General features: G+C 61.8%; 11 protein-coding genes. 6 read left to right on the forward strand and 5 right to left on the reverse strand.

Annotated features, from left to right (window positions below; genetic code table 11):
- Nucleotides 1-16 precede the first annotated feature (16 nt).
- A complete protein-coding gene (locus tag AC1DNW_RS30045) occupies nt 17-925 on the reverse strand; it encodes a DMT family transporter (RefSeq protein ID WP_477855284.1) in 909 nt (302 codons plus the stop codon).
- A 312-nt stretch (nt 926-1,237) separates the two neighbouring features.
- Here AC1DNW_RS30045 and AC1DNW_RS30050 point away from each other — a divergent pair, with 312 nt between their 5' ends.
- The gene (locus AC1DNW_RS30050) at nt 1,238-3,793 is read left to right on the forward strand and encodes a methyl-accepting chemotaxis protein (protein ID WP_113308409.1); all 2,556 of its coding nucleotides are present in this window, start codon (nt 1,238-1,240) and stop codon (nt 3,791-3,793) included.
- Between the two features lie 117 nt (nt 3,794-3,910).
- Nucleotides 3,911-4,117 carry a CsbD family protein gene (locus tag AC1DNW_RS30055; RefSeq protein WP_113301435.1) on the forward strand — a complete coding sequence of 69 codons (207 nt, stop codon included), beginning with the start codon at nt 3,911-3,913 and terminating at the stop codon, nt 4,115-4,117.
- A 166-nt stretch (nt 4,118-4,283) separates the two neighbouring features.
- Here the strand turns inward: AC1DNW_RS30055 and AC1DNW_RS30060 are convergent, their stop codons facing one another.
- Both AC1DNW_RS30060 and moaA read right to left on the reverse strand, forming a co-directional pair.
- A complete protein-coding gene (locus AC1DNW_RS30060; RefSeq protein ID WP_477855285.1) occupies nt 4,284-5,066 on the reverse strand; it encodes an SDR family NAD(P)-dependent oxidoreductase in 783 nt (260 codons plus the stop codon).
- A gap of 125 nt (nt 5,067-5,191) precedes the next feature.
- On the reverse strand, nt 5,192-6,238 hold the full coding sequence (gene moaA / locus AC1DNW_RS30065) for a GTP 3',8-cyclase MoaA (protein ID WP_113308387.1): 1,047 nt from the start codon (nt 6,236-6,238) through the stop codon (nt 5,192-5,194).
- Between the two features lie 136 nt (nt 6,239-6,374).
- Between moaA and AC1DNW_RS30070 the strand changes: the two genes are divergently transcribed.
- Both AC1DNW_RS30070 and AC1DNW_RS30075 read left to right on the forward strand, forming a co-directional pair.
- Nucleotides 6,375-6,749 (forward strand): gamma-butyrobetaine hydroxylase family protein, encoded by a 375-nt coding sequence (locus AC1DNW_RS30070; RefSeq protein WP_113308386.1) that lies wholly within the window; start codon nt 6,375-6,377, stop codon nt 6,747-6,749.
- Between the two features lie 33 nt (nt 6,750-6,782).
- Complete coding sequence (locus AC1DNW_RS30075; RefSeq protein WP_113301438.1) at nt 6,783-7,970, forward strand: low temperature requirement protein A; 1,188 nt, start codon at nt 6,783-6,785, stop codon at nt 7,968-7,970.
- On the opposite strand, the gene AC1DNW_RS30080 is transcribed toward AC1DNW_RS30075, so the two are convergent.
- Entirely contained in the window at nt 7,967-8,434 is a 468-nt protein-coding gene (locus tag AC1DNW_RS30080; RefSeq protein WP_113308385.1) for a MarR family transcriptional regulator, read from the reverse strand. The genes AC1DNW_RS30075 and AC1DNW_RS30080 overlap by 4 nt on opposite strands.
- A 45-nt stretch (nt 8,435-8,479) precedes the next feature.
- On the opposite strand from AC1DNW_RS30080, the gene AC1DNW_RS30085 reads away from it, so the two are divergent.
- Nucleotides 8,480-9,430, forward strand: coding sequence for an alpha/beta hydrolase (locus tag AC1DNW_RS30085; RefSeq protein WP_477855286.1), 951 nt, complete (start codon nt 8,480-8,482; stop codon nt 9,428-9,430).
- A 48-nt stretch (nt 9,431-9,478) separates the two neighbouring features.
- Nucleotides 9,479-10,090 (forward strand): pyridoxamine 5'-phosphate oxidase family protein, encoded by a 612-nt coding sequence (locus AC1DNW_RS30090; protein WP_113308383.1) that lies wholly within the window; start codon nt 9,479-9,481, stop codon nt 10,088-10,090.
- A gap of 152 nt (nt 10,091-10,242) precedes the next feature.
- Here AC1DNW_RS30090 and metG read toward each other — a convergent pair whose 3' ends face one another.
- The gene (gene metG, locus AC1DNW_RS30095; RefSeq protein ID WP_477855287.1) at nt 10,243-11,790 is read right to left on the reverse strand and encodes a methionine--tRNA ligase; all 1,548 of its coding nucleotides are present in this window, start codon (nt 11,788-11,790) and stop codon (nt 10,243-10,245) included.
- Nucleotides 11,791-11,959: the final 169 nt, after the last annotated feature.

The following is an 11,959-nucleotide window of genomic DNA, read 5'->3' on the forward strand; positions in this document are numbered from 1 at the left end:
GCGATCCCTCGGACTATCACACGGGCGAGCGGGGCGCCGATTCCTGCGCGACCGGCGGCACATGGCGCTTGGCTTCACGATAGAACGTATAGAGGCCAGACGCGATAACGATGGCGGCACCCACGAGCGTCCAGAAGTCAGGCACTTCTGCAAAGAAGAAGAAGCCGAGCAGCGAGGAGAAGATCAGGCTCGTATAGCGGAAGGGCGCGACKAAGGAGATTTCGCCGGTGCGCATGGCGACGATGACCGACTGGTAGCCGACGAGAACAAGCACGGAGGCGAGCAACAGATGCGTGAGCGAGGTGACGCTGACCGGCTCCCAGCCGCCGAGGAAGGGGATCATCAGCGCGCCGAAGATCGCGACAGAGATCGCCGTCACGGTCGTGATCATCAGCKAGGGAATGTCCTTGCTGATGCTGCGGGTAGCGAGATCGCGGCCGGCAGTGGAGGCGACGCTGCCGACGCAGAGAAGGGCGGCGGCGGTAAAGCCCTCGGGGCCGGGGCGAATGATGATCATGACGCCGATGAGGCCGACGAGGATTGCCATCCAGCGACGCCAGCCGACAGGCTCCTTGAAGAAGAGTGCCGCGCCGAAGGTGACGACCAGTGGCAGGGACTGGAGGATCGCCGAAGCATTGGCGATCGGCATCATGCCGAGCGCGGTGATATAGGTGACGGCTGCAATGATCTCGCAGGCGATACGCAGTGCGATGATGGGTTTGACCATGACCCGCCAGGGCCGCAATGCGCCGAACTTCCAGGCGATCAGATAGACGAGGATACTGGTGAAGAGGCCGCGCAGAAACATGATCTCCCCGGCATTCATATAGGAAATGACCGATTTGGAGAGTGCGTCGCTTGCGGAAAAGCCCGCCATCGCCATGCTCATATAGATGGCGCCTTCGGTATTGCGTGATCGCGGCATGCTGGAGAATCCCTTACCTTACAAGCCCTTTTAGAAGGGAACGGACGACAAGGGAATCGGAGGAATGCCACACCTCGGATAATTCGTTGCTGCAGTGCGGCACAACCTGCCGTAAGGAAAAGCAAATCCTTGTGCACCTGCGGCAAATATTAGAAATATAAGGATAATTCCCAAATCTTCCGGTTGCGGATTAAGGTTGTATCAACCGATTCAGCCAAAGATGCGACCACTCTCCATGATGGAGGATGCCGCCGAACCATCCGGAATGATTGCGGAATGGACGGTTCCATCAGTTTCAAGGCGCCGCTTCCCATGCACTTCATCGACCGACTTCTGCAAAGCCGTCGTATCGTCACCAAGGTCCTGCTGTTCGTCATTCCGCTCGTCGTTCTGATCGCCGGCGTCGGCATCCTCGGTTACCACACGGCCAATATCCTGAACGGCCACATGACGGTGACGCGGGCGACGATCGAGAACATCTCCGATTTCGAGAACCTGCAGGCAGCGCTGCAGGAATTCGTGTCCGACCCGTCGGATGCGAGCAAGGCGGATTTCGGCAAGGCGATCGATGCGCAGGAGAGCGGCGTGGTGCGCCTCAACGGCCTGCTGAAGACCGACGACCAGCACAGCCAGCTCACCGAAGTCAGAGGCCTTGCCGCCGCCATGCGCAAGCAGCAGGAGGTGCTGTGGGGAGTGCGCCAGCGCGAAGATGCAAGCGTTGAGGCTATGAACAAGACGGTGCAGGCGATCTCTGTTGCGGCTGAGGAGGCCGGCGGCCAGACGGATCTGGTTCGCAAGGATTTCACCGACAAGGAAGTCTTCGCCAAGGCACTGCTTTACGATACCGCCGCCTTCAAATCGCTGACCGACATCATGGGCGCGATGCGCGTCGATATCCAGATGGGGTTCACGCCGGAGGAGCAGATCGAGGCAGCCCAGCAACACATTGCAAAGATCCTTGCGCAACTCGATGTCGCCAAGAGCATGGTGTCCAAGGACGGCCAGCCGCTGATCGGGCAGGTCTCCGAGACAGCCGGCAAGCTCGATGCTCTGTTGAACGGTACCGGCACGCCGGATGAAAAGGCTTCCGGCATGGCGCCGATCCTGACGGGTTTCGTCAACACCGAAGGGCAGATGACGCTGCAGGCGGCCAAGAACAGCGATACGGCATCTGCCCGCTTCGTCAGCCTCGACAAGAGCATTGCCGAACAGCGCGAGTTGCTGACCTCGGTCGATCAGGTGCGCGAGATCACCGACCGCCTGCAGGTGCATGTCAGCCAGATGCTGAGCGCACGTGTTGTCGCGTCGCGTGAGGTCGTTCTCGCCGATCTCAAGGCGCTGACCGAAACCGCGGCGAAGATTTCAGCACTCGGCGCCAACGATGCGGTCATGAAGGCCCTCTCGGACGAGGTCGCCTCGGCTGCCGCTTCGCTGACATCAGGTTCGGCCGACATGCTGAAGGCGGCTGCGGACTGGAAGGCGGCCCGCCAGCAATCCTCCGAAATCCTCTCCGGCGCCATGGCCTCGCTTCGCCAGTTCGTAAGCCAGGCGCAGGAACTCGGCAAGGAAGACAGCGAGCGTTCGGCCAACGTCTCCGTCTTTGCGATGATCCTCGGCACGCTGCTTGCCATCGTCGGCGGGTTGATGCTGGTCGAGACGCTGCGCGGCCCGCTGAAGCGCGTCTCGGATGTGATGACACGGCTTGCCAATGGCGATCTCGAAGTCGCCATCGAAGGCCGCAGCCGCGGCGACGAAATCGGCGACATGGTGCGCTCGGTCGCCGTCTTCCGGGATGCGGCGGTTGAAAATGTCCGCCTCGAAAAGGAGGCCGAAAGTGCGCGGGCGCTGTCGGCCGATGAAACGAACCGCCGCGCCGCCGAGCGCGCCCGTATCGAGGCCGAGCAGAAGCAGGCGCTGAATGCGCTCTCCGACGTGCTGCAGCAGCTCGCCGAGGGCAATCTGGAAGCGGGCATGCGCAGCGATCTCGCCGACGATTTCGTCGAGATGGCCGATACTTATAATCACGCCGTCGAGGCGCTGCGCCAGACGCTGTCGGATGTGCGCGGCGCGACTGTCGAGATCAAGGGTGGCACGGGCAACCTTGCATCTTCCGCCGACGATCTTGCCCGCCGCACCGAACAGCAGGCGGCCGCACTTGAAGAAAGCTCACGAGCGCTGCGTCACCTCAGCGACGTCGTGCGCTCCACCGCCGACCGCGCCAAGCAGACGGCGCATTCCGTCAACGAGACGCAGGTTTTCGCGACCCGCTCCGGCGAAGTCGTCGCCAAGGCTGTCGATGCCATGGGCGAAATCAACCGCTCGTCCGACAAGATCGCCACGATAATCGGCGTGATCGACGAGATCGCCTTCCAGACCAACCTCCTGGCGCTGAATGCCGGCGTGGAAGCCGCGCGTGCAGGTGAGGCGGGCCGCGGCTTTGCGGTCGTTGCGCAGGAAGTACGCGAACTGGCCCAGCGCTGCGCCAAGGCGGCCCGCGAGATCAAGGAACTGATCTCGGCAAGTTCCGGCCAGGTGCAGAGCGGCGTGCAGCTGGTCGAGGAAACCGGCCGGGCGCTCGCCGAAATCATCAGTCATGTCGGTGGCGTACAGCGCCTCGTTGCCGAGATTTCAGCGGCAACCGGCGAACAGTCGACCGGCATCCACGAGGTCAGCAAGGCGGTGCATGACGTCGAGCTCATCACTCAGCAGAATGCGGCGATGGTGGAAGAAAACAACGCCGAAATCCAGGGCCTGCGCCAGCGCGTCGACATGCTCTCCGACAAGGTCAACCGCTTCCGCACCGGCGGCGAGGACGAGGTGCGTGGCTATCAGCGCGCGGACGGCCGCTGGGGCGGCCGGGCTGCTTGAGCTAGCCCATCAGGATGATGTCGAAGAGCCCGCGGTCTTCGGACCGCGGGTTTTTTCTTTTGAACAATTTGGCGATCCGGTCGTTTTCCAACCATGTCCAACAAAGGAGATTTTGGAATGGATTGGAACCGTGTTGAAGGCAACTGGAAGCAGATGAAGGGCAAGGTCAGGGAACAGTGGGGCAAACTCACTGACGACGACCTCGACCAGATTAATGGTCGACGGGAGCAGCTCGAAGGCAAGCTCCAGGAACGCTACGGCTATGAAAAGGATCGCATCCGCAGCGATGTGGACACCTGGTACAACGGCCAGTCCTGGCACTGATAACAATCTAACGTCAGTAGTAATTCCACATCAGAAAGACTTGGCCCCGCTTTTGCGGGGCTTTTTTTGAAGCCTAGCCCAGCGTTGTCCTCGCGATGCTGAGGACCCGCGCCAAATCCCATATGGAGCTTTGCGTTACAGAAGGGGTCCAGGGTTCGCGGTAGCTTCAGCTCATATAGCCGCCATCCAGCACCAGCGGGCTGCCCTGCATGAACGATGAGGCGTCCGAGCAAAGCCAGAGCACACCTTCGGCAATCTCGTGCGGCGTGGCGATCCTGCCGATCGGCGTCTGGGCGATGATGGCCTCGGCGATCTCGGGACTCTTCTTCATATGGCTCTCGACCGCGGGCGTATTGACCCAGCCGGGACAGATCGCGGTAATGCGGATGCCTTCGCGCGCATATTCGAGTGCCGCACTTTTCGTCAGCCCGATAACGCCGTGTTTTGCGGCTGCATAGGCCGCGCCGCCCGGAAAGGGATAGCCGCGCAGGCCGTCGACGGATGAATTGTTGACGATGACGCCGCGACCGTTCTTCTGCATGGCCGGGATCTGATGGCGCATGCAGAGGAACACCGATGTCAGGTAACCGTCGATGGTCTTGCGCCAGGCATCTTCACCGAGGTTTCCGACTGGTGCGCCACGCCCGCCGCTGCCGCCATTATTGAAGGCGTAGTCAATCCGCCCATGTTGCTTGAAGATACCGGAGATCAGCCGTTCTACGGCCTTGCCGTCAGCCACGTCGCATTCGATCCAGCTGGCGCGGTCAGCCGGCAGGCTGGCAAGCGCCTGTTTTGCGCGCTTCTCGTTGCGGCTGGCGATGACGACCGTTGCGCCCTCACGCGCAAAGCCCTGCGCGGTGGCAAGGCCGATGCCTGACGATCCGCCTGTGACGAGGGTGATCTTGCCCTGCATTTCCGGGTAGCGTTTCGGTGGGAGATCAGCGGGCATTCGACGGCTCCTGTTCACGCAGTTATCACATGGGACAGCGCCTTGCCGGTCCTTCGCGTTGCTCGGGGCATTCGTGACTGCAATCGATCACTGGATCGATTGCTGCCGCTCTGCGGGACCGTCACTTACCCGCCGGTAACACTCATATGCCGGGCGACAGCCGGCCGCTTGTGGGTGCGGTCGATGATGAAATCGTGGCCCTTGGGCTTGCGGGTGATGGCCTCGTCGATTGCGGCGTGGAGCAAGCCGTTGTCTTCGGTGCCTCGCAGTGCTGCGCGCAGGTCGGCGGCATCGTTCTGGCCGAGGCACATGTAGAGTGTGCCGGTGCAGGTGAGGCGCACGCGGTTGCAGCTCTCGCAGAAATTATGGGTGAGCGGGGTGATGAAGCCGAGGCGGCCGCCGGTCTCTGCGACCTTGACATAGCGGGCAGGGCCGCCGGTCTGGTAGTCGATATCGGTGAAGGAGAACTGCCGTTCCAGATCGGCCCGCAGCTTGGAGAGCGGCAGGTACTGGTCGGTACGATCCTCTTCGATCTCGCCCATCGGCATGGTTTCGATGACGGTGAGATCCATGCCGCGGCCATGCGCGAAGCGCAGCATGTCGGGCATTTCCACCTCGTTGAAATCCTTCAGCGCCACGGCATTGAGCTTGATCTTCAGGCCGGCTTTCTGGGCGGCATCGATGCCGTCAATGACCTTGGCGAAATCGCCCCAGCGAGTGATCCTGCGGAATTTTTCCGGATCGAGCGTGTCGAGCGAAACGTTGATGCGGCGCACGCCGCAGTCATACAGCTCCTCGGCGTGACGGGCGAGCTGCGAACCGTTGGTGGTAACAGTCAGTTCATCGAGGCCCGAGCCGATCCGGCGGCCAAGCTGGCGCACCAGGTGCATGATGTTCTTGCGCACGAGCGGTTCGCCGCCGGTGAGCCTTATCTTGCGCACGCCCTTGGCGATGAAGGCGGAACAGAGCCGGTCGAGCTCTTCCAGCGTCAGCAGATCCTTCTTCGGCAGGAAGGTCATGTTTTCCGCCATGCAATAGGTGCAGCGGAAATCGCAGCGGTCGGTGACGGAGACGCGAAGATAGGTGACCGCCCGCCCGAAGGGGTCGATCATCGGTGATGCATCCGCAACCAGCGGCGCAGCATTGCCTATCGTTCCGACTCTGGTGTTCACATCAATCTCCGTGCTCTCCTCAATGTGGGCATATGCTATTGTGGCGTCAAGGGAAACAGGCCTCGGGGGCAGGCCAATTTGAGCTTGCGCTGAAAAAGATCAGCGCCTACTCCTCGCAGAAGAAGAGGACATAGTGATGAGCGATATCTGGCCTAGCGAAATCAGGGTCTCGAAAGACCGCCAGAGGCTGGTGGTCAGCTTCAATGACGGGCAGAGCTTCGATCTCTCGGCCGAGCTGCTGCGCGTGCAGTCGCCGTCTGCCGAAGTGCAGGGGCACGGGCCGGGGCAGAAGGTAACGGTGCCTGGAAAGCGCAACGTCGCCATCGTCTCCGTTATCCCGACAGGCAATTATGCCGTGCGCATCGGCTTCGACGACATGCATGACACCGGCATCTACACATGGACCTATCTGCGCGAACTCGGCGAGCGCGGCTTCGAACTCTTCTCGGCCTATGAGGAAGAGCTTGCGGAAAAGGGAATGAGCCGCGACGTGGCGGAAAAGCCGCGCTGATCGCAATAAACTGAGGGGCAGACGAGGGGGCACATGACGGAAACACATAATAAGAGCTGGCTGCGAGCCCACGGGCATACCGGCAGCAGGGTCACATTCCTGGAACTCTTCTTCGATCTCGTTTTCGTCTTTTCCATCTCGCAGCTGTCACATGCCCTCTTTGCGCATTACACGCTGCTGGGTGCCGCCGAAGCCGCATTGATGATGTTTGCCGTCTGGTGGGTGTGGATCTTCACCGCCTGGGCGACGAACTGGCTCGATCCGGAGCGCATGCCGGTACGATCAATGCTGATCGTGCTGATGCTGCTCGGCCTCGTGCTGTCGGCCTCCATTCCCGATGCCTTCGGCGAAAAGGGCCTGCTGTTTGCCTGCGCCTATGTGCTGATGCAGGTCGGCCGCTCGGCCTTCACCACCTATGCGATGCGGGCTTCCGGCCGTTCGGCGACGATCAATTTCGTGCGCATCACCACCTATTTTGCCGTTGCCGGCATATTCTGGATATCAGGCGGTCTGCTGGAGCATGAAGCACGGCTGGTCTGCTGGGTAATCGCGCTCCTGATCGAATATTCCGGGCCGGCGCTCGGCTTTGCGGTGCCGGGCCTCGGCAAATCCAAAACGGAAGAGTGGGACGTTTCCGGCGCGCATATGGCGGAGCGATGCGCGCTCTTCATCATCATCTGCCTTGGCGAGGCGATCCTCGTTTCCGGCCGCACTTTCTCCGAAATGGAATTCTCGGCCATGACCGGCGTGGTCTTCCTGATCGGCTTTATCGGCACGGTCGCCATGTGGTGGCTCTATTTCCGCTTCGGCCATGAGCGGGCGGCGCATCGCATCGAGCATGCCGATACGCCGGGGAGCCTTGCACGACTGGCCTTCACCTATGCCCATATCCCGATCCTTGCCGGTATCATCGTGCATGCCGTGGCGGTCGAATGGATGTTCGAGCATCCGCACGAGGCGGGCAATCTCGCCGTCGCCGCCTCCGTTCTCGGCGGCTCCGGCCTCTTCCTGATCGGCAATCTCTGGTTCAAGGGTGCGACCAGCGGCCGCCTGCCGCTCTCCCATCTCGCCGGCATCGTGATCCTCATCCTCTGCACATTCTTCGCGCCCTTCATGCAGGTCTATGTGATGGGCATTCTGGCGGCACTGGTGCTGATCATCGTTGCAGCCTGGGAATACAAATCGCTGACGCGCGGGCCGGCGGGGCCGGTGCTCCACTAACCCTCGTCTCTCAAATCCTGCAGCAGCACACCGATGATGCGCTCCATCGAATCGGCGGTTGCCATGCATTGCTCGATCGGCTCGGCCGAGAGCGTGCGCTCGATGAGGCCGGTCTGGATGGCCATGGCCTCCTCGGTCAGCTTGCGGCCCTCTGATGTCAGGTGCAGGCGCAGCACGCGTTTGTCGCGCTCGTCGTCGCGGCGCACGATCAGGCCGCGCTTTTCCATCTGCGGCAGCAGCATGCTCATGTTCGAGCGGCCGACCAGCAGTTTGCGGGCCAGCTCCTGCTGCGAAATGCCTTCGAAGCGGTAGAGATTGACGAGAATATCGAGATGCGGCGGCTTGATATCGAGATCCGATAACGAGCGCGCCAGGGATTGTTGCATGAGCTGGCAGGCGCGAGCCACCGCGATCCAGCTGCGAAAACGCGGATGATCCCAGGGTAGGGATTGATTTTTGTTCATCGTTGTACTTTATTGTTCAGTGTTGAACATTATCGGAATCCCATCATGGCAAACTTTGCGCTTGAGGTCACCCGCCTCGGATTTTCGCTCATGCAATCCGTTTCGCCGCGTCTGGCGGGCGAGGCCGCCTTCCGGCTCTTCTGCCGCACGCCGTCTGCCAGACCGAAGGGCGAGAAGGCGAGGGCGGCGCATGCAGCGGGTGTTGCCAAGCTCGCCGGGGCTGAGCGCTTCCTGCTGCCCGTCGATGGCAGGCGCGCTCATGCCTATAGGCTGAACGGCGGGGCGCTCGGGCGGCGCAAGCGCTATCTCGTCACGCATGGCTGGGGCTCCGGCATGGCCTATATGGCAGATCTCCTGACGATGCTGGCGGATACCGGCGCGGAGGTAATCGCGCTCGACTTTCCGGGCCACGGCCGCGCCGGCGGGCGCTTCCTGCATATGGGGCTGGCCGTAAAGGCGATTGCGGCGGCGCAAGCCCGCTTCGGTCGCTTCGATGCCGTGATCGGCCATTCCTTCGGCGGTGCGGCACTGATGGTTTCGGCCTCCCGCATGCTTCCTGATGTAAAGGCCGTTTCGGCCGAGCGCATGGTGCTGATCGGTTCGCCGAGCGAAATGCACTGGCTGTTTACCGATTTCGGCCGGATGCTGCGGCTGAGGCCGGCGGMTCAGGCCGCACTCGAGGATGTCGTGCAGCGCGTCACCGGCCGGAGACTGGAGGAGTTCGACGCGGGAAAGACTGCCGCAGGCATCGGCAAGCCGGTACTGGTCATCCACGCCGAGGACGACAAGGAAGTCAGTGCCGCCCATGCGCGGCGTTATGCGGCTTCCGGCGGGCATGTGCGCCTGTCCTGGGCCAACGGCTTCGGCCACCGACGCATCATGTCGGCCGCCCCTGTTCTTGGCGAGGTGGCGGCGTTTCTGGCGGAGGCAAACATCAAGAAACCTGCTGAGATCATTCCGATTTTTGAGCTTCCGGCGCGCCGCGCATCGGTGTAGCGTCCGGCCGGTCGCAGGGCAGGCGGCCGGCACCATGGCGGGACACAGATGAAGATCATCAGCACTATCGACGAGCTCAACGAAATCTATGGCGCGGGACTGTCGCAGGCCTCCGTCGACAAGGTGACGAAGGTGCTGACGCCGCTCTATCGTGGAATGATCGAGATCTCGCCCTTCGTGGCGCTTGCGACCGTCGGCCCTGATGGCCTCGACTGCTCGCCACGCGGCGATCTCGGCGGCGTGGTGCGCATCATCGACGATACGACGCTGCATCTTCCCGACTGGCGCGGCAACAACCGTGTCGATTCGCTCTCCAACATCGTGCGCGATCCGCGCCTTTCGCTGATGTTCCTCATTCCGGGCTCCAACACGGTGATGCGCATCAACGGCCGCGGCGTCGTTTCCAACGACGAGGCGCTGCTTGAAAGTTTCGAGATGGACGGCAAGCATCCGCGCACCGTCGTCGTCATCAGCATCGTCGAGGTCTATTTCCAGTGCGCCCGTGCTGTGATGCGCGCCGAGCTGTGGAACGCCGAGCATTTCGTCGACCCGGCGAACCTGCCGACGCCAGGCCAGATGCTGAAGGATGCGGTGGGTGATTTCGACCACGAGACCTATGATCGCGAATGGCCGGTGCGGGCTGCAAAGACGATGTGGTGAGGTGAGGGCGTCACCGGGGTGACATAGACTAAAAGACCCGCCACAAACCCCTCCCCACAAGGGGGAGGGGTTTTGACAAGACATGCCGGACAGCCACTCATCTCCATGTTCTCGGACAGGCCCGACGTGTCGAAGAGATGCAGGAGACTATGTCAGGCCGCTACTCTTCTCGGAAAGAGCACGGCGTCCGATGCTGTTCTGACACCATCGACGACAWGCTCCTCCCCATAGAGTCGAGGCACCTGAATCCCCAGCCTTCCGTGCAGCGCCCCAGCCGAACGCGGCAGGAAGGGCAGGAGGCAGCGTGCGACGATCGCCAGCCCATAGACCTGCTCGGCAAGGCATGCACCGAGACGATTGACTGTCACCTGCCGTTCAGCGGGCGTGAGGTCGCCAAGCAGCGCCTTCGCATCCGCCCATGGTGCGCGTTTGGCAAAGCGCCGGTTCGCCTCACTGACAAAGGCGAAGATATCGGCAAGACCGACATGCAGCTCATAAGCATCGAAAGCCGCGGCCACCTTCTCTGGAAGCCGCGCCGCCTCCTGCGTGAAATCACTCTCCTGCAGCGGCGGAACGACCCCGCCGAAAGCAGACGAGACAAGCGCCAGCACCCGGTTGGCGAGATTGCCGAGCTGGCCGCCTAGCTCTCCTGTCCATGCGGCTTCCAGACGGTCGGCAGAGAAGTCGCCATCGTCGCCCGAGCGTATATGCCGGAGCAGATAATAGCGCAGTGCATCCGGCGTGCCGTAGGCATCGATAATGCTATCCGGATCGATACCGTTGCCTGCCGATTTGCCGATCTTCCTGCCATCGACCGTTACATAGCCATGCACCGATATCGACGACGGCGGCGGCAGGCCGGCCGAGAGCAGGATGGCCGGCCAGTAGATAGCGTGGAATTTCGAGATGCCCTTGCCGACGATGTGGATGCGCTGGCCGTCACCTGCCCAGTAGCGCTTGAAGAGTGTCTGATCGGAGCCGTAGCCGAGCCCCGTCAGATAGTTCGCGAGCGCGTCGAACCAGACATAGACCACCTCATCTCCATCAGGGACGGGAATACCCCAGCCGCGCGCCCGCTCGGTGCTGCGTGAGATGCTGATATCCTGAAGGCCGCGTCGCAGAAGGGCCACCACCTCGTTGCACCGGTGCGCCGGAACGATCGTGAGTTCGCCGCTCTCGATGAGCTGCAGGATCCGGTCACCATAGCGGGACAGGCGGAAGAACCAGTTCTCCTCCCTGACAAGTTCGAGGGGGACGCCATGTTCTGGGCATCGGCCGTCAACGAGTTCTGCGGCCTCGTAGAATTGCTCGCAGCCGACGCAATAGAGGCCTTCATAGGCCTTGCGATAGAGGTCGCCATTCTCAGCACAGGCATTCCACAAGGCGTGCACGCAGGCGACATGCCGCGGGTCACGCGAGGTGCGCACGAACTCATCATTGGAGATATCGAGCCGCGTCCCAAGCCGCTCGAAGCGGTCGGCATTCACATTGACGAAATCCGCCACGGGCAGGCCGGCAGCTTCCGCCGAGCGGACGTTCTTCAGGCTGTTGTCATCGGTGCCGCCCTGAAAGCGGACATTTTTGCCGAGCAGGCGGAAGTGGCGGGCATAGGCATCGGCCTGCACGAGTTCGAGCGCAAAGCCCACATGCGGGGCGGCGTTCACATAGGGGATCGAAGTGGTGATATAGGTCTTGTTCATCGGTTGATCCTTTCGAGGGCTGGTTGCCCCGCGAGACGGATCGTCAAATGAAAAGACCGCCTCGAGGGCGGTCGTTGTGCATTCTGGACGCACGAAACCCGCCACGCTATGAGCGCAGCATCATCACTGACGTGTTGATGACGGTTCTGTCCATGTAGGATGTGGTATC

It is taken from the genome of Rhizobium sp. 05L429 (genome assembly GCF_056397645.1).